Source organism: Salinicola socius, assembly GCF_001937195.1.
GTDB lineage: Bacteria > Pseudomonadota > Gammaproteobacteria > Pseudomonadales > Halomonadaceae > Salinicola > Salinicola socius.
On the sequence record NZ_MSDO01000031.1, the window covers coordinates 1 to 18791 of the forward strand.

The 18791-nt window shown below is 63.1% G+C and carries 16 protein-coding genes; 8 read left to right on the forward strand and 8 right to left on the reverse strand.

The window, feature by feature from the left end; genetic code table 11:
- Positions 1–2548 (reverse strand): retention module-containing protein (locus tag BTW07_RS17745; RefSeq protein ID WP_158025895.1); only part of this gene is annotated, 2548 nt, incomplete at its 3' end.
- 280 nt (positions 2549–2828) lie between these two features.
- Between BTW07_RS17745 and BTW07_RS17750 the strand changes: the two genes are divergently transcribed.
- Positions 2829–4064 carry a pyridoxal phosphate-dependent aminotransferase gene (locus BTW07_RS17750; protein ID WP_075571503.1) on the forward strand — a complete coding sequence of 412 codons (1236 nt, stop codon included), beginning with the start codon at positions 2829–2831 and terminating at the stop codon, positions 4062–4064.
- A gap of 71 nt (positions 4065–4135) precedes the next feature.
- Here BTW07_RS17750 and BTW07_RS17755 read toward each other — a convergent pair whose 3' ends face one another.
- Complete coding sequence (locus BTW07_RS17755; RefSeq protein WP_075571504.1) at positions 4136–5128, reverse strand: adenosine deaminase; 993 nt, start codon at positions 5126–5128, stop codon at positions 4136–4138.
- Positions 5129–5200: 72 nt separating this feature from the next.
- On the reverse strand, positions 5201–5833 hold the full coding sequence (locus BTW07_RS17760; RefSeq protein ID WP_075571505.1) for a LysE family translocator: 633 nt from the start codon (positions 5831–5833) through the stop codon (positions 5201–5203).
- Between the two features lie 80 nt (positions 5834–5913).
- Between BTW07_RS17760 and BTW07_RS17765 the strand changes: the two genes are divergently transcribed.
- Positions 5914–6471, forward strand: coding sequence for a DinB family protein (locus BTW07_RS17765; protein WP_075571506.1), 558 nt, complete (start codon positions 5914–5916; stop codon positions 6469–6471).
- Between the two features lie 6 nt (positions 6472–6477).
- On the opposite strand, the gene BTW07_RS17770 is transcribed toward BTW07_RS17765, so the two are convergent.
- The 5 genes from BTW07_RS17770 to BTW07_RS17790 all read right to left on the reverse strand — a co-directional run bounded on the left by BTW07_RS17770 (position 6478) and on the right by BTW07_RS17790 (position 12410).
- Positions 6478–7194 carry a haloacid dehalogenase type II gene (locus BTW07_RS17770; protein WP_075571507.1) on the reverse strand — a complete coding sequence of 239 codons (717 nt, stop codon included), beginning with the start codon at positions 7192–7194 and terminating at the stop codon, positions 6478–6480.
- Between the two features lie 95 nt (positions 7195–7289).
- Positions 7290–8882, reverse strand: a complete 1593-nt coding sequence (locus BTW07_RS17775; RefSeq protein ID WP_075571508.1) for a PucR family transcriptional regulator — start codon at positions 8880–8882, stop codon at positions 7290–7292.
- Entirely contained in the window at positions 8882–10381 is a 1500-nt protein-coding gene (locus BTW07_RS17780) for an NAD-dependent succinate-semialdehyde dehydrogenase (RefSeq protein WP_244158441.1), read from the reverse strand. Before BTW07_RS17780 ends, BTW07_RS17775 begins: the two co-directional genes overlap by 1 nt.
- A gap of 120 nt (positions 10382–10501) precedes the next feature.
- Positions 10502–11278 (reverse strand): DeoR/GlpR family DNA-binding transcription regulator, encoded by a 777-nt coding sequence (locus BTW07_RS17785; RefSeq protein WP_075571509.1) that lies wholly within the window; start codon positions 11276–11278, stop codon positions 10502–10504.
- Positions 11279–11426: 148 nt separating this feature from the next.
- A complete protein-coding gene (locus tag BTW07_RS17790; protein WP_075571510.1) occupies positions 11427–12410 on the reverse strand; it encodes a nucleoside-specific channel-forming protein Tsx in 984 nt (327 codons plus the stop codon).
- Between the two features lie 361 nt (positions 12411–12771).
- On the opposite strand from BTW07_RS17790, the gene BTW07_RS17795 reads away from it, so the two are divergent.
- The 6 genes from BTW07_RS17795 to BTW07_RS17820 all read left to right on the forward strand — a co-directional run bounded on the left by BTW07_RS17795 (position 12772) and on the right by BTW07_RS17820 (position 18721).
- Positions 12772–14043, forward strand: coding sequence for a NupC/NupG family nucleoside CNT transporter (locus BTW07_RS17795; protein ID WP_075571511.1), 1272 nt, complete (start codon positions 12772–12774; stop codon positions 14041–14043).
- Between the two features lie 115 nt (positions 14044–14158).
- Complete coding sequence (deoC, locus tag BTW07_RS17800; protein WP_075571512.1) at positions 14159–14932, forward strand: deoxyribose-phosphate aldolase; 774 nt, start codon at positions 14159–14161, stop codon at positions 14930–14932.
- A gap of 31 nt (positions 14933–14963) precedes the next feature.
- A complete protein-coding gene (deoA, locus tag BTW07_RS17805; RefSeq protein WP_083942038.1) occupies positions 14964–16295 on the forward strand; it encodes a thymidine phosphorylase in 1332 nt (443 codons plus the stop codon).
- Complete coding sequence (locus tag BTW07_RS17810) at positions 16295–17545, forward strand: phosphopentomutase (protein ID WP_075571514.1); 1251 nt, start codon at positions 16295–16297, stop codon at positions 17543–17545. The genes deoA and BTW07_RS17810 overlap by 1 nt, the downstream gene beginning before the upstream one ends.
- 1 nt (position 17546) lies before the next feature.
- Positions 17547–18275: a purine-nucleoside phosphorylase gene (gene deoD / locus BTW07_RS17815; RefSeq protein WP_075571515.1), complete on the forward strand. Its 729-nt coding sequence runs from the start codon at positions 17547–17549 to the stop codon at positions 18273–18275.
- Positions 18276–18295: 20 nt separating this feature from the next.
- The gene (locus BTW07_RS17820) at positions 18296–18721 is read left to right on the forward strand and encodes a cytidine deaminase (RefSeq protein ID WP_158025896.1); all 426 of its coding nucleotides are present in this window, start codon (positions 18296–18298) and stop codon (positions 18719–18721) included.
- Positions 18722–18791: the final 70 nt, after the last annotated feature.

An 18791-nucleotide genomic window follows, 5' to 3' on the forward strand; every position in this document is an offset into this window, starting at 1 on the left:
CGCTGTCGTTGGCCAGCACGCCCTGGGCCGCGGCGATATTGAGAGTAGCGTTATCGCCGGTGCTACCGGTATCGGCGCGGGCCACCGGGGCGTCGTTGGTGCCGATAATATTGATCGTGATGGTCTGACTCGCGGAACCGTCGGCCGATTTCACTGCAAAGGTCTCGGTCCGAACCTGACCTTCAGCAAGGTATTGAACCTTGCTGTTATCGGCATTGAAGGTCCATAGACCGTCAGCCGTAACGGAGAGCGAGCCCAACGAGGAGGTGGCACCATTAGTCGTTCCACTGACGCCCGTGAAGGTCACGCTACCCGGCTTGAAACTCGACTGGCCAATATCGATGTCGGTTACCGAGAGCGAACCCGTGGTAGCAAGTTTCCCGCCGCTAACGTTGCTATCTTCCACGACGCTGCCAACAGCAGGGCCGCTGATGATAGCCACATCGTTCGTACCAACGATCGTCGCAGTCAATGTGGTTACTGAAACATTGCCGTGGCCATCACTGACGGTGTAACTGATCTGGGACGTGGTTTTTTCGCCCGCAGCGAGTGAGTTGTATGTATCGCCCGGCAAAAATCGATAACTGCCGTCGGATTGAACGATGAACGTTCCGCCGTTAGAGCCGGCAATGGATTTTCCAACGCCCTCCGAGCTGCCATTGATCGCGACGACATGCAGCGTCGACTGGTCGCCACCCAAGTCAGCATCGTTGGCTAGAACGCCGTGCGCAGCATCGATGCTCAGCACCTGCTCCTGCTGGGTCGAGCCCGTGTCAGCGACCGCTGTCGGCGCGGTGATATCGACGCCGTAGCTATGGGTCGTCGTCACCGTGCCGGTATTGCCTGCGGCGTCGGTGTGAGACACGGACGCACGGATGCTGTCGGTGCCGGCATTCGCCAGCACCGATCCCGGCACCGCCACGCTGAAGATGCCATTGGCCCCGACCGTCGTGGTGTAGTTCTGGCCGCCCACGGAGACCGTCACCGTATCGCCTTGGACCGCGTCGCCGCCGGCGGTGCCGGAGACGCTGACGTTGCTCTTGGCTTCGGCCGCGTTGATGACGTCATCGCCGGCCACAGTGTTGAGACTGATCGAGACGCTCGGCGCGACGGTGTCGACGCCATAGCTGCCGGCGGTATTGGCGCTGCCGGTATTGCCCGCCGCGTCGGTGTGGCTGACCACTGCGCTGACGCTTTGGTGGTTCGCCAGCTGTGAGCCCGGCACGTTGATCGAGAACGAGCCGTCGGCCTTGACGCTGCCGGTATAGGTTTGATTTCCGACCGTCAGCGTCACGCGATCGCCGCTGGCGTATTCGCCGCTGACCTGGCCGCTCACTGGGATCGATTGGTTGGCTTCGGCCGCGTTGACGACATCGTCACCCGCGATGGTGTCCAGCGTGATCCCGAGCGTCGGCGCGGTGATATCGACGCCGTAGCCATGGGTCGCCGTTGCCGTGCCGGTATTGCCGGCGGCGTCGGTGTGACTGATCACCGCAGTGACCGTCGAGCCCGCCGCGCTGGCGAGGAGGCTGCCTGGCACCACGACGCTGAAGGTCAGATCGTCGGCGACCGCTGCCTGATACTGTTGGCCACCGATGGCGACGGTAACGATATCTCCGGCGACGGCATCGCCGCCCGCGCGCCCCGTCAGTGTCACGGGCTGCCCGGACTCTGCGGCATTGACGACATCGTCACCCGCAATCGTGTTCAACTGTACGGTTGGCGCCGGCGCCTCGAGATCGACACTGTAGGGCCGCGTCGATGTTGCCGTGACCACACTGCCTTCACCGACATGCGTCAAGGTCGCCGTTGCCGATGGAAATTGCGCTAGCAGGCCTCCCGGAACGACCACCGAGAAGCCAAGATCCTCGCCCAGAACCGTGGAATAGGCGACGCCACCAATCGTGACCGTGACCTGATCACCAGCGACGGCATCACCGCCGCCTTTACCGCTGAGCGTAATGCTCTGCCCAGACTCCGCCAGATTGACGATATCGTCGATCGCGATGGCATCGAGACTGACGCTGACCACCGGTGATGGCACAGCCCCCTCACCCGTTGCCGGACTGGGTTCGGGGCTGAAGCTCGCCGGCGTCACCGTCACTCGACCGAGATCCGAAAAAGATGCCGCATAGCGATAGTCGCTGACTTCTTCACGCCCGGTCCGGGCGATATCGAAGGGCGACGAGAAACCGCCCCCACCTGACTGGCTGCCACCACCGTCTGCGCTGGCACCTGCCGCCGGCGCTTCCTGGATCGCCGTCGGATCCTGACCGGAAGCGATGGCCGCCTGCAGTGCGGCAACGTCGGCATCCGCGGCAGCGGGATCCGGCGAGACGAACGTGGCAACACCCTCGATGACCTGCAGGAGCACCGACTGCCCTGCGTTCAATGGCAGGATCGTGCCGTCGGCAAGCACAAGCCGACCACCATCCGGGGCGAACAACGGGGCACCTTCTGGAATCGCCATTCCCTGAACCACGGGCTTGCGGGGTTCCATCAGGAAAACAATGCCATCCACTCGGACGATAGTGACAAGAGCAGCCATCGAATTACACCTCAGCAAAGCGGCGACGAGATGAGCCTCGTCCATGCGCGAAAAGTAACCGTTCTGTATCCAGACTCAACACAATTTTATTAATGACCCGATACATTCTAATTAACCCTAGCGCAAGCGTTACAAAACCTGAACGTATCGGGTGAATCCAATGTTACCGACCGTGGTTTCGATCGAAGCGCCGATTAGCATGCCGCTAGGCGGCGTTATAAGATCGAGCAGGGTCTGATCCCCCATAAATCCCACAACGCCCTCAATCAGCGAGCCCATCATGTCCGACGTCATCCCCTCCCGACTGCGCCGATACTGCTCCTCCCGCGTTCAGGAAATGCCCGACAACCAGATCGTCGCCGTCGCGGATCTGGCCCGTCATGACGCCTCGGTCGTGAGGCTATGGATCGGTGAGGGGGATCTGCCCACCCCGGATTACATCAAGCAGGCGGCGGTGGATGCACTGGGACAGGACGATACCCGCTACAGCTACTCTCATGGCTTGCCCGAGCTTCGCCAGGCGCTCTCCGACTACCATCGTCGGCACTGGCAGGTCGATGTCTCCAGCGATCGCTTCTGTGTTTCCATTGGCGGCATGAATGCCGTCACCATGGCGATGCAGGCGATTCTCGACGAGGGTAGCGAAGTCATCATGCCGACGCCCGCCTGGCCCAATGCCCGGCAGATGATCGAGATCGTCGGCGGAGTGAACGTGTCGGTCGCGTTCGACTTCTACCCGGATGGCAGAATCGAGCTCGATCTGGACAAGCTGTTCGCGACAGTGAGCGATCGCACTCGCGCGGTTTTCATCAACTCGCCTTCCAACCCCACTGGCTGGCGCATGCCGCGCCGGGACATGGAGCGGTTGCGAGACTTCTGTCGGGAGAAAGACCTGTGGATCGTGGCCGACGAGGTCTACAACCACTTTGTCTATCAGGATGAGGGGGATGAAAGCGAAGGACCCGCGGCCTCTTTCCTGCAGATCTGCGAGCCGGGCGACAAACTGCTGGTGACCAACACGTTCTCCAAGAACTGGTGCATGACCGGCTGGCGCGCGGGCTGGATCGTGTACCCGCAGGGTATGGATCAGCTTTTTGCGCGACTGTGCCAGTACAACACCACCGGCGTGGCATCGTTCATCCAGCGGGCCTGCATCGCGGCGCTGGAAGGTGGCGACGCCTTTATCGCTGAACAGGTCGAACGCTGTCAGGCCTCGCGGGACATTCTGGTCGAAGGTCTGGCGGCGCTGGACAACGTGACGGTGTTTTCTCCGCAGGGCACCTTCTATCTCTTTTTCAAGGTGCACGGTCTGGGCGGCTCGAGCCTGGACACGGCCAAGCGGATTCTGCGGGAGGCCAAAGTCGGCGTGGCGCCAGGCAGCGCTTTCGGCCCGGAGGGCGAAGACTATCTGCGGATCTGTTTCGCCATCGACCCCGCGCTCGCCAGAGAAGCGCTCGATCGCCTGGTCCCGTTCCTGGCCGCGCTGGCTGAGGCATCACAGGACGTCACCGTCTGACTGCTTGCCGTCCGGAACGAATCTGCCCGGCGTCATGGGCCGGGCAGTCGTGACACCAGACGCGAAACCGATCAGCAGGCCGACAGTCGTGCCAGTAGCTCGCTGCGGCGCTCCTCTGGCATGAACGCGACCTCGATCGCGTTGCCCGCCAGTTGCCTGAACAGATCGCGATCCCAATCGAAGGCCTCGAAACAGGCGATGTAGTTCTCCAGCACCCCGCCGCCGAAATAGGCCGGATCGTCGGAATTGAGCGTCACTTTCACCCCCTGCTCGAGCATCGCCGGCAACGGATGATCGGTCATCGCCTGGACGACCTTCAATCGCACGTTGGAAAGCGGGCAGACCGTCAGTGGAATCTGCGACTCACGCAGACGCGCCACCACCTCGGCATCCTCAAGACAGGCCACGCCATGGTCGACGCGGCAGATATCGAGCACGTCCAGCGCCTCGCTGATATAGGCGGCCGGGCCCTCTTCCCCGGCGTGCGCCACGCGAGGAATGCCCAACGCCTTGGCCCGTTCGAACACGGCCGCGAACTTGGCGGGCGGATTGCCCATTTCCGCACTGTCGAGACCGACGGCATCGATCAACTCGTAATAGGGTGCCGCCTTCTCCAGCACGTCCATTGCCTCGCCTGCGTCCCGATCGCGCAGGAAGCTCATGATCAGCGCCGAAGTCATGCCCCAGCGTCGCTTCGCATCGCGCATGGCGCGAGTGAGCCCTTCGAACGGCACCGCCAGCTCGACACCACGACTCAAGTGCGCCTGAGGATCGAACGACAGCTCGACGTGCACCACGCCCTCTGCCTGCGCGCGTTCCAGATATGCCATCGCCAGGTCATGAAAATCCTGGTCGGTGCGCAACACCCGCATTCCTTGGTAATAGAGATTCAGGAACGACTGCAAATCGCTGAAATCGTAGGCCGCACGCACCTCATCCACCGTTGCGTAGGGCAGCGACACGTTATTGCGCGCCGCCAGCGAGAACATCAGCTCCGGCTCCAGTGAGCCCTCGATGTGTAAATGCAGTTCGACCTTGGGTAACTCACGCAGCCAAGTCTTCACGAGCGCTCCTCGCCATTGGAATGGATGCGACTCAGGATGCCGAAAATGATTCGTGGAGGAAAGCCGACCGTTCTACACCCGCGTCGTCAGCACCTTGATACCCAGCGCGATCATCGCCACACCCAGCACCCTATCGATCCAGTGGCTGAACCGCTTGAACGCACGATGAATCGGCGGCGTAGAGAGCAACAAGGCCACCGCCGAGAACCAGCCGAGCTGGATCAGCATGATCCAGGCGCCGTAGATGGCGATCTGGTAGAGCGGCATCGACGGTGACAGCACGATGGTGAACAGCGAAACGAAATAGATCGGCGCCTTGGGGTTGAGCGCGTTACAGAGAAATCCCATACCGACCGTGCGTAGCGCCGAACGGGGAGGCAAGACTGCCACCGCCCCCGGACTCGCTTCGGTAAACGCCGGACGCGAGCGTAATCCCTTGACGCCGAGGTAGAACAGGTAGGCTCCGCCCAGGAGCTTGATCGCCCACAGCGCCTCAGCGGAGTTGGCGATCACCGCGGCAAGCCCGAAGGCGGAATAGACGATGTGAATGGACAGCCCCAGCGCGATGCCGAGACTGCAAAGCAGCCCGATACGCTTGCCATGATTCAGTGTCTGCTGGGTCACCAGCACGAAGTCCGGCCCTGGCGAGGCCGCCGCCAGCAGGTGCACGAAGGTGATGACGATCAGACCGTGTAGCATTTCCATGGAAATCCCTGCGATGCTGGCGTGAATGTGAATATGACGACATGCTGACGAGCGCGCCCCACTTTGGTACGGAATGGACCATGATCGAATATTTTCGCCATCAAGCCTACTGCAACCTGTGGTCGAACCATCGGCTACTGGAGGCCTGTGCCCGCCTGTCCGAGGACGCGTTTCATGCGAGACGGTGCAGCTTCTTCCCGTCGATTCACGCCACGCTCAATCATATCCTGATCGTAGACGCCTACTATATCGATGCCCTCGAAGGCGGCACGCTGGGCCAGCGGGCCTTCTATGACGAGCTGCCCTACTCTCGTGTCGACACGCTGTGGCCCGCCCAGGAAGCGCTGGATAGACGCTTGATCGCGATCTGCCACGCGCTCGACGACGCCTCGCTGGCCGCCGACATCACGCTAGCGCGGACCGAGCGCCAGCAGCGCGAGCCTGCGCACCGGGTGCTGGCTCACCTGTTCGTGCATCAGACGCATCACCGCGGCCAGGTTCACGCCATGCTCTCGGAGACCGACGTCGCCCCGCCGCAGCTGGACGAATTCTTCATGCTCGACGAAGCGCCGCTACGGCGAGAGGAGTTCGCGGCATTGGGTATCAGCGAAGCGCAGGTGTGGTCCACGCTTCGCTGATTCCCGTCAAACCCGTTGCCGATGGGCCTCGGCCAGTTCCGCCATGCTGTTGAAACGGAAGTCGACCGAGGGCATGTCGCCAGGGTTCATGGTGGCGCCGAAGCCCTGTTTGTCATGGCGGCGGTAGATCCAGCAGTTGGCCAATCCATTGCGGTTGGCCGGCTGATGATCATGGAACATGCTCTCGGCGGTATGCAGGATCTGAGACTTGTCGATGCCGCGCTCGCCGAGCTTCTCCAGCATGTAGTCGAAGTTGCGCTGCGCCGGCTTGTAGGAGCCGATGTCTTCGGCGGTGTAGACCGCATCGAACTCGACGCCGAGCTTGCGCTGGCTGTAGGCAAAGCTCTCGTTATCCACGTTGGAGAGCACGACCAGCTGGTAATGCTGCTTGAGATAAACCAACGCTTGGGCCGTATCGGCGAAAGCCGGCCACTGTTTGACGAAATCGCCGTAAGCCAGGCATTCGTCATGGGTCGCCGTCACACCCCACTCTTCCGCCAACCGTTTGTAGACCACGGCAAGCAGCAGCCGGTACTGCAGATGCGGCGTGTATCGCTGCTGGCTCGACTCGTGGCGGGCATGCGCCTCGAGAATCTGGTCCCGGTTCAGGTTTCGCCCGGTGCGCTCGAGCAGTGGCTGCAGCCCGGCCACCATGCCGCTCTCCCAATCGATCAGGGTGCCGTAGACGTCGAACGTCAGAGTGGTGAAATCGGTCAGTTGCATGAAAGTCTCTCTAGTAGGTGTCCGGTCGTATCGGGAATGGGTCAGTGGACATCGGGCCCAAGGGTCGAATGCATCCCTCGACGACCTGTCGATCATCAATCGGTATCGGCGCTGAGCAGACGCATCGCCACCTGGAGTTGTAGCCGGATGTCGGCGTCATTCAGGTTCATGGAGAGCGCCGTCTCCAGTCGTTCGATCCGATAACGCAGGGTGCTGATATGGATATCGAGCGCCCGCGCCGTCTGCGCCAGCTGAAAACCGCTATCGGCCAGCGCCGTGAGCGTCTCGAGCGCATTATGGCGCCTTGCCCCCGTACCCAGCGCCTGTGAAATACGGGCCAGAAACAGTCGCCGCGCCTCACCGTCGCCCTCCAGCACGCGGGTAAACAGCAAGGTTTCGAAATCCCGGCGTTCGCCGGCCTTGAGCGTGGGCAGCAGTCGAGCCACGTCACCGGCACCCTCGGCGATCGCTGTCGCGCCCCGCACCTCACGGCTGACCGCCATGGCCGCCTCGCCGTCGCTCAACGCCCGCCACAGCATGTCGGTCGCGACATCGGCCCGCACCAGAAACAGCAACTGATTGAGCGATACGGAGATCAAGCGTGGCAAACCGAGCGCCTCGAGGTGCGCTCCCAGGCGATGCTCCCAGCGTTCGCGTCGCAGCAGGCCCTCCCGGCTCAGCGGTACCGGCTCGTTGAGCAGAATCGCGCAGACGTGATAGCCGGCGTGAGGATCCCACCCATGCAACGACGCCCGCTCCAGGGCCGCCGGCGTGGCCTCGAACCGACCCTCGAGCAGCGAGTCGACGAAGGCATAGCCGAGCCGGGTTTCCTGCGCCTGCAGCGCCCGCTGATGCGACAGGTGCAGCGCCGAGATCAACGCGGCCTGCTCGGCCGCGCGCTGTTCGAGCTCGCTGATGGGAGAGAGGGTTTCATCGATCCACAGGATCGCCGCCGCTTCCTGTATCCGCACCGGACAGGCCAGCATCCGCCGCCCGGCCTCATCGTCCGAACCGCCCAGAGAGCGAGCGGTGGCCGCGCTGAGAAAACGGGCATCGGTCAGCATGGCCGGCGTGGGTAGGCGCATGGCGTCGAACTCGGCGCTGCCGCCCAGCCATTCGCCCTCCAGCCCGGTGAAGAGCACGTCCCGCTCGAGCAAAAGGCTCAACGCCGTGGCGATGTCGCCCAGGCTATGCGCCGTCAACGCCGAACGGGTGAGATCGCGGTGAATGCGTTCCGCCCGCGCGATCAGCTGTCCCTGACGTGCAATCAGCCAGGCATGCACTTCTTCGGTGATCTGGCTGAACGGAACGTCCCAGGGGATCTCCAGCAGCGGGAAGTCGAGCGATTCGGCAACATGCCGGCTGGTCTCCGGAAAGGCGGTCAGAAACCGGGGCACCGCCAGCGCCACGCCGGCCAGGCCCTTTTCGACCAGCGCCTCGATCAGCGCTCGCTCGGCCTTCGGCTCGTCGGGCCAGTGATAGCCGGTGGTCAGCAGTAGCTGGCCTTCACGAACCCAGGCGATGATGTCGGGATGATCGACCATATGGACCCAGCGCAACGGCCGCCCCAGCGAGCGCTCTCCGGCCACCACGCGGGCATGGCGCAAATTGGTTTCCCGCAGCGCCGTGGCAAGATCGAGTTCGATCGGCAACCGCGCGCCGACGGGCGCTTCATCCCGGTTCGTCATCAGCCGTCCAGTCGCGTCGAGACGAACTTGAGATCGAGATACTCGTCGATGCCGTAGCGACCGCCCTCGCGGCCGAGACCGCTATCCTTGACGCCACCGAACGGCGCCTGCGGTACGGAAGGCGCACCGTCGTTGACCCCGACGATGCCGTAATCCAGCGCCTCGGAGACGCGTGTTGCCCGCCCCAGATTGCGCGTCCACAAGTAAGCGGCGAGCCCGAACGGCGTGGCGTTGGCCGCCGCGCCCCCCTCTTCCTCGCTGTCGAAGACGATCAGTGGCGCCACGGGCCCGAAGGTTTCCTCCTGCATGATCTGCATGTCGCTGGTGACGTCCGCCAGCACCGTCGGCGCGACGAAGAACCCGTCGACATCCCGCGTCGCCGTCAAACGCTTCGCGCCCTTGGCCAGCGCATCGTCGATGTGAGACTGCGCCTTGTCGCGCCCGGCCTGGCTGACCAGCGGGCCGATCTGGGTCGACTCGTCCTCCGGCTGGCCGACGCAAAGCGCGTCCACCGCAGCGGTCAGATGCGCGGAGAACGCCTCGAGAATGCCGCGCTGTACGTAGATGCGGTTGGCGCAGACACAGGTCTGCCCGCCGTTGCGAAACTTGCTCGCCATCACCTCGGTGACGGCGGCCTCGATATCGGCATCGTCGAAGACCAGGAACGGGGCGTGACCGCCCAACTCCAGCGACATCCGCTTCATGGTCTCGGCCGACCTGGCGTAGAGATGCTTGCCGACCGGGGTGCTGCCGGTAAAGGTCACCTTGCGGATGCGTCGGTCGCTCATCAGTTCATCGCTGATTGCGGCCGGGCGCGCGGCTGTGATCACCTGGAACACTTCTGGCGGCCCGCCGGCCTGCTGCCACAGCTGGGCCAGCAGCAGCGCCGTGATCGGCGTCTGCTCCGCCGGCTTGACGACCACCGAACAACCGGCCGCCAACCCCGGTGCCACCTTGCGCGTGATCATCGCCGCCGGGAAGTTCCAGGGTGTGATCGCCAATACCGGGCCGACCGGCTGACGCAGCACGGCGAGCCGCTTGTCCGGATGCTGGCTGGGCAGAATGTCGCCATCGATACGCTTGGCCTGCTCGGCGTACCACTCCAGGAAGCTGGCGGCGTAGTCGACTTCCCCCCGCGCCTCGCGGATCGGCTTGCCCATCTCCCGCGCCATGGTCACGGCGAGGATCTCCTTGGCTTCCAGCATCGCCTGGTGCCACGCCTTGAGCAGCGCCGCCCGCTCGAAGGCGGTAGTCTTGCGCCAGCACTCGAAGCCACGCTGGGCGTTGTCGGCGGCCAACTTCGCCTGCTCGACGCCGCAGTCGGCGACTTCGGCAATCACCTCTCCGGTTGCGGGAGAGCGCAAGGCGTAGCGCCCCGTGTCGGCGTCGTCGAAGCCGACGATCGCGGCGGGATAGTAGGCCGCGTCAGCGGGAGCTCGAAGCTGCGCGGATGGATTCTGACGAGACATTGACGAGGAGGAGGTTGAGGAAAGAGCCATCGATCCGGTCACCTGTTCGGAAAGTAGGAGGTTCAGTCATCCTACCCGCGAGACAAGGCGAATACTTCATTCGAAAAGCAGTACGTAGCGGCGCTTTTTTACGACTCAAGACAGGAGGCATTAAACGACTTCCACGTTCGAGGCATCACTATCGCTCATTGAATCGCGCCACGTCCGGCCCGGGTCACCAGTGGTCAGAAGGGTATCGAAGTCGGAAAGATCGGCGAAGAACGCTGCGCGCATCACGTCGAGCTTGCTCTCGTCGGCCACCAGGATGCGCCGCGCCGCGTGCTCGATGGCAGCCTGCTTGGGCGCCACTTCGTGAAAGTGGAAGCAGCTTGCCCCCTTGTCGGCATGGACACCGGCGGCCGAGATGAGCGCCTTGTTGATACCCAGCCGGCGAATCGAGGTGGTGACGTCCTGGCCCCCGAAAGAGTCCGAAGCGGCGTAGTAGAGCCCTCCGAGCACGACGAGGCGCATGTTGGGCATCTCGCGCTGACTGAAGGCGTTGGCGACGTTGAGCGCGTAAGTGACGATGGTCACGTTCATCTCGCGGGGCAGCAGCGCACATAGCGGCATCAAGGTGGTGCCGCAGTCGACGAACACGGTATCGCCCTCCTCGATCATCGCCGCCGCGGCTTCACAGAGGCGCTGCTTGGCCCTGGCGTAGCGGTCTTTCTGGGCATCGAGATTGTAAGCGGCGGCGAACTGGGGGTTGTCGGCCATGACCAGATGGCCGCCGAAGGAAACGATCGCGCCGTTACTGGCGGCGATATCCCGTCTCACCGTCATCTCCGAGACCTCGCACAGCGTCGCCGCCTCGGCCAGTGGAAGGGTCCCACTCCGCCTGATCGCTTCACGAAGTCTCTCTAGCCGTACGGCGCTGCGGCCATTCATGACCTTCTCCCGATGTTGTCTGCCCCTCGACCTTATCCCCGATCCCTCTCTGGAACGCAACGAGGAGCCTGGAGGCTCCTCGTCGATAACGCCCATCGCTCTCGGACCGGAACGTTCAGACCAGAACTGCCAGACCAGCGCTGCCCAGTCAGAACTGCCAACCGACCCCGAAGTAGTAGCCCCAGCCGGTGGAGCGCAGCTCGAAACTGTCGCCATGGCTGTTGGGGAACGGCGCCATTTCGCCATCGTTCCACTGGCCACCGTTATGAAAATAACGCGCCACTGCCATGAACCGTAGATGCGTGAATTGATACAGCAGCACGTTGGTCGCCACGGTCGACTCGTTGGTGCGCGTCGGATCGTTGTCGCCCAGATCCGAGCCGAAGTCATGATTGGTGAAACCGACGTAGACCAGCGAGGCACCGTTATCGAAGCTGCCCAGCGGATAGGAGTAGTTCAGCTGCGCGCGATAGCCGTCCCAGGAATTTTCGTTGGCGGCACCGTAGTTTTCCCACTGGCGACGCTTATAGACGTTGAACGAGAGCCCCAGCGGCGAACCGGTGTCGATATCGGTGCCCAGGCCGGCATAGAGCGTATTCTGGCGGCTTTCCGTGGTGTGGCCCCAGTCGAAGATGTAGTCGAAGGCGACGAACCACTCCTTGAACGGACCGAAGCTCAGATCCTGACCGGTCATGTCGTCGATCGACAGCCGCGGTTCCAGCTCCATGAAGACCGGCGAGCCCTTGTCGAAGATGCCGCTGTCCGCTGCATTGCCGACACCGAAGAATTTCGGGAAATCGATGTAGCCGTAAAGATCCAGCGGCCCCTTGCGCCCGAAGAATTCGTATTCCAGATAGATGTCATCGACCTGTTGCGGCCCGAAGCGAATGTTCTTGCTGCCGATGACCGTCACGTTTTGGTGATACCAGTCGGAGAGATAGGGACCGTCGGCGGTCTGCCCCTCTGCCGTCGGCCCTTCGTCCGGCGTCTCCTGCTCGATGACCGGCGCGTCGCCCTGACCGTCGGCGGCCCAGGCCGGGAACGCGGCCAGCGTCATCGCCCCCAATCCCAGCGACACCGACAGCGCCAGATGGCGATATCCTCCTTTCGGCCACCATTCCATAGCACCCATTGGCCGTGCGATTCGTTCTACCATGCCATTCCCCTACTCTTATTGTGTTGTCATCGTGACGTCATTGCGGCGGCGTCATCGTCCAGGCGGTTATCGCCGATTTGTGACTATTTTTTCATTCCCCTGACCGCCCGTGGCTGGCACAGGCATGCCATCTCGTCACTGCTACGCAATGGTGACTCGGAAATAGGTCGTAAAGCACTACATATGGGCCCATTCTTTATCCAAAAGTACTCTATGAGCTTGTGAGAATAAAAACAACAAGTGACGGGGAAAACCAAAAAATGTTAAAAACATCTCAAGAAGATGTCCTGTCGAAAGGCGTTTTCTACCCATCAGGACCAACACCAAGGACAACAACATGACACTCATCATGGGTCTGGTCGGCGTCGTCGTGCTGCTGCTGATCGCGCTGATCTTTTCGAGCAACCGCAAGGCGATCAGCCTTCGCACCGTCATCGGCGCCTTTGCCATTCAAGCCGGCATCGGTGCCTTCGTGCTCTACGTGCCGTTCGGCCAGGCCGTGCTGGGATCCGTCTCCAGTGCCGTCAGCCAGGTCATCAGCTATGCCAACGACGGCATCGGCTTTTTGTTCGGCAACCTCGCCGATCCGACCAATGTCGGCTTCGTCTTCGCCATCAAGGTGTTGCCGATCATCATCTTCTTCTCGTCGCTGACGGCCGTTCTCTACTATCTGGGCATCATGCAGTGGGTCGTGCGGATTCTGGGTGGCGCGCTGCAGAAGGTACTGGGCACCTCGCGCACCGAGTCGCTCTCCGCCACCGCCAACATCTTTGTCGGCCAGACCGAGGCACCGCTGGTGGTACGCCCGTTCCTGGCCAGCATGACCCGCTCGGAACTGTTCGCGGTCATGTGCGGCGGGCTTGCGTCCGTTGCCGGCTCCGTTCTGGCCGGCTACGCCGAGCTCGGCATCCCGATGGAGTATCTGATCGCCGCCTCGTTCATGGCCGCGCCAGGCGGTTTGCTGTTCGCCAAGATCCTGATGCCGGAGACGGAGAATCCCGACGATGACACGCGTCAGGCCAAGGATGTACTGGAAGCCGAGGACAAGCCGGCCAACGTACTGGATGCCGCCGCCTCCGGTGCTTCGTCGGGCCTGATGCTGGCCGCCAACGTGGGCGCCATGCTGCTGGCCTTCATCGGTCTGATCGCGATGATCGATGGCATCCTGGGTGGCGTCGGCGGCTGGTTCGGGATGGATTCGTTGAGTCTGTCGATGATTCTCGGCTGGCTGTTCTCGCCGCTGGCTTTCGTGCTCGGCATTCCCTGGCATGAAGCGACGCTGGCCGGCTCCTTCATCGGCCAGAAACTGGTGGTCAACGAATTCGTGGCGTACATCAATCTGGCGCCCTACATCAGCGGCGACACCGTGGTGGAAGCGACCGGGCAAGCGATGTCCGCCCACACCGCCGCGATCCTGTCGTTCGCGCTGTGCGGATTCGCCAATCTCTCCTCGATCGCGATCCTGCTCGGCGGTCTGGGCACGCTGGCCCCCAGCCGTCGCCCGGAGATCGCTCGGTACGGGCTCAAGGCGGTACTCGCCGGCACGCTCTCCAACCTGATGTCTGCCACGCTAGCCGGGATTTTTCTGTCGCTGGCCGGTACTGCCTGAACCGGGATGCGTATCGCATGATCGCCATGAAACCCCGGCAGACTCGGCGGAGACATGCCGGGAGCCGGGCTCGGCAGGAAGCCGCCACCAACACGCCGGACAAGGAGATAGGAAGATGAGCAGTCTCGTGCAAGCCGCCAGCCGGGCGCTGGCCATGATGGACCTCACCTCGCTCAACGATGACGACGATGACGCTGCCATCCGGACACTGTGTCGTCGTACCGACACGCCATACGGAGCCCCCGCCGCGGTCTGCCTCTACCCGGCGTTCATCGACGCGGCGGATCGCGAACTGACGGCCATGGGAATTCGCGACCGGGTACGGATCGCCACGGTGACCAATTTCCCCGACGGTAGCGTCAACGTCGAGCGCGCCTGCCGCGAGACCCGGGCAGCCGTCGCGGCAGGCGCCGATGAGGTCGACGTGGTATTTCCCTACAAGGCGCTGATCGGCGGCGATGCCGAGTCGGGACGCGCCCTGGTCGCAGCCTGCCGCGACGCCTGCGGCGATCGGCTGCTCAAGGTGATTCTGGAGACCGGCGAGCTCAAGGATCCCTTGCTGATCCGCCAGGCCGCGGATATTGCGCTGGAGTGCGGTGCGAATTTCCTCAAGACTTCCACCGGCAAGGTGGCGGTCAACGCGACGCTCGAGGCCGCCGGTATTCTGCTGACCGCGATTCGCGACAGCGGTCGCGACGTGGGCTTCAAGGCGGCCGGCGGTATCCGCACGGCGGAAGATGCCAAGGCCTATCTGGACCTGGCCGCCGGTATCATGGGCGAGGCCTGGCTCACGCCGTCTCATTTCCGCTTCGGCGCCTCCGGCCTATTGGATGCGCTGCTCGCCACGCTGTCGGATGAAGAGATCCAGCCGGCCACCGACGGCTACTGACAGCTTCGTTCGTTCACAGGCGGAGAACGCCATGCTGACGCAGGAAATCATTCGCCGTAAGCGCGATGGCCAGACACTCAATCGCAGAATGCTCGATCTGGTCGTGCGGGGCATTGCCGATGGCAGCGTCGGCGATGCGCAGATCGGCGCTTTTGCCATGGCCGTCTATCTCAATGGCATGAACCGGGACGAGGCCGTGGCACTGACGGAATCGATCCGGGATTCCGGCCAGGTGATGCGTTGGACCGATCTTGATCTACCCGGCCCGGTTCTCGATAAGCACTCCACCGGCGGCGTCGGCGATCTGGTCTCGCTGGTGCTGGGACCCTGGATCGCCGCCTGCGGCGGTCATGTACCCATGGTTTCCGGGCGCGGGCTGGGCCACACCGGCGGCACGCTGGACAAGCTCGAGTCGATCCCCGGCTACGACGTCACCCCGACCGACGACATCTTTCGTCGGCTGGTGAAAGAGGTCGGCGTGGCGATCATCGGCCAGACCGGCTCGCTGGCGCCGGCCGACAAACGTCTCTACGGCGTACGCGACGTCACCGCCACCGTGGAATCGATTCCGCTGATCGTCGCCTCCATTCTGGGCAAGAAGCTGGCCTGTGGCCTGGAGACACTGGTGATGGATGTCAAGGTCGGCAGCGGCGCGTTCATGCCGACACCGGAAGCCTCCCGCGAGCTGGCCGAAGCAATCGTCGCCATCGGCTGTGGCGCGGGAACGACGACCAGCGTGCTGCTGACCGACATGAACCAGCCACTGGCCGACTGCGCCGGCAATTCACTGGAAATCCTCGAGGCACTGCGGTTGCTGGGTGGTGACGGCAAACGGAGCCGCCTTTATCAGGTCACCCGGCAACTGGGGCAGGAGATGCTGCTCCAGTCGGGCCTGGCCAGCGATGCCCAAGACGCCGGAACCCGCCTCGATCGCGCTCTCGATTCCGGCGAAGCGTTGGAACGCTTCTCGCAAATGGTGCACGGTCTCGGCGGCCCAAGCGATCTGGCGGAACGCGCCGGACACCACCTTCCCACTGCATCGGTCACGCTCGATCTCGACGCCGATCGAGCGGGTTTCATCAGCGCCATCGACACCCGAGCGCTCGGCCTGGGCGTGGTCGAGCTGGGCGGCGGCCGACGCAACGCGGGTGATGCCATCGACCACCGCGTCGGGCTTTCGCACATCGCCGCACTCGGCCAACGCATCGAGCCGGGCCAGCCGCTGCTGCGCATCCACGCCGCTGAGCGCGCCGATGCAGAGGCGGTCACCCAGCGCCTGCGTCACGCCTTCATATTGAGCGAGACGGACGATGCCACCCCCCCCCCGCTGATCCACGCCACCCTGCGCCAGGAGGATCTGTAATGGGTCAGACATCGAACACATTCGCATCGAAGCGCGCCATCCTGCTGGTACTCGACTCCTTCGGCATTGGCAACGCGCCGGATGCCGCAGACTTCGGCGATGCCGGTTCGGACACGTTCGGCCACATCGCCCGCTATCGAGCCGAAGCCGGCCGCCCGCTCCTTCTGCCCAACTTGGCTCGTCTCGGGCTCTATCATGCTCATCATCTGAGCACCGGCGACTGGGCGGCGGGCGTCAGCATTCCAGAAACCGTCGAAGGGGCCTACGCCTGCGCCAGTGAAATCTCCTCCGGCAAGGACACCCCCTCCGGCCATTGGGAGATCGCCGGCGTCCCGGCACTGTTCGAATGGGGCTATTTTCTCGATCGCGAGAACAGCTTTCCATCAGAACTGCTGGAAGCCTTGATCGAGCAGGCCGATCTGCCCGGCGTGCTTGGCAACTGCCAGGCCTCGGGCATGCCGATCCTCGAGGCGCTGGGCGAGGCGCATATCGAAAGCGGCAAGCCGATCGTCTACACATCGGCGGATTCGGTGTTCCAGATCGCCGCACACGAAACCCACTACGGTCTCGAGCGACTCTATGCGCTCTGCGAAATCGCCCGCGAACTGCTGATGCCCTACAACATTGGCCGGGTCATCGCTCGCCCCTTCGTAGGCGAGACGTCGGAAACGTTCGAGCGCACCGGCAACCGACGCGACTACGCCATCGAACCGCCAAGTCCGACCGTCCTGCAGAAACTGCATGACAGCGGCGGAACGGTGCTCGGAGTCGGCAAGATAGGCGACATCTACGCCCACTGCGGTGTCAGCGAGGTGCGCAAGGCGCACGGTTTTGAGGCGCTGTTCGACGCCACGCTAGACGCTATCGATGATGCCGGCGACCGGACACTGGTGATGACCAACTTCGTCGACTTCGACACACTCTACGGCCACCGCCGCGATCCGGAAGGTTACGCCGGTGCGCTGGAGGCATTCGACCGACGGCTGCCGGAAGTGCTCGCCAAACTCGAACCGGGCGATCTGCTGATTCTGACCGCCGATCACGGCAACGACCCGACCTGGCGCGGCACCGATCACACTCGCGAGCAGGTACCGGTGTTGATCACCGGGGGTGTCATCCCACACGGCAGCTACGGCCGCCGCGACACCTACGCCGATATCGGTCAGACGCTGGCCGGACACCTCGGCCTTTCGCCGATGGAATATGGACGTTCAATGCTGAAAGACAGTCCCAAAGACGGAGATGAATGAGATGGCCACGCCGCATATCGAAGCCCAGCCGGGCGACTTCGCTGACACCGTCTTGATGCCCGGCGACCCGCTACGCGCCCAGTTCATCGCCGAGACGTTTCTCGAGAACGCGGTGTGCGTCAATCGCGTGCGCAACATGCTCGGTTTCACCGGCACCTATCGGGGCCGCAGGATCTCCGTCATGGGGAGCGGCATGGGGATCCCTTCGCTCTCCATCTACGCCAAGGAGCTGATCACCGAGTACGGTGTCAGACGCCTGGTGCGGGTCGGTTCCTGCGGCGCGGTACGAGATGACATCGCGGTCAACGATATCGTCATCGGCATGGGCGCCTGCACCGACTCCGGCGTCAACCGAACCCGCTTCGGCGGTCACGATTTCGCCGCCATCGCCGACTTCGATCTCACCCGCCATGCGGCGGACGCCGCGCGCGAACGCGGCACGCCCGTGAAAGTCGGCAACCTGTTCTCGGCGGATCTGTTCTACACCCCGGATGGCGACTTCTTCCAGACCATGAAACGCCACGGCATTCTCGGCGTCGAAATGGAAGCCGCCGGCCTGTATGGCGTCGCCGCCGAGTTCGGGGCTCGCGCGCTGACGGTGTGCACCGTTTCCGACCATATTCTCAAGGGTGAAGCGCTCGACTCCCAGGCCCGCCAGACCGGCTTTTCCGAGATGATGGCGATCACGCTGGAAGGGCTTTTGAAAGACGACCAGGAGACGCGTCGATGAACAGAGTGATGAGCAAGACAATGAACGACATCCAGGTGCCCGACGAGATCCGTCAAGCGGCTCTGAACGTCCGCGATCACGCCTACGTGCCCTACTCCGACCACCCGGTCGGCGCCGTGTTGATCAGCGAAAGCGGCAAGACCTACACCGGCTGCAACGTCGAAAGCGCCAACTACAAAGGGCTCTGCGCCGAGGCCAGCGCCATCGCGGCGCTCGTCTCCAGCGGCGAACGGCAGATCCGCAAGATTTACGTCATCGGCCCCGGGGAACATCTCTGCACACCCTGCGGCGACTGCCGCCAGCGCATCCGCGAATTTGCCATCCCCGCGACTGAGATCGTCGTGCTCGACGGCGCCGGCGCCCCGCTCAAGCACTACACCATGGACGAACTGCTGCCCGACTCCTTCGGCCCGGAAAACCTCAACAAGACATCGGGCATGGGCTAACCGTTTCAACGGTTGGAGGGTAACTATTTGCGTAACGGTTTGGTTATACTCGGCGACAAATAAAACCACT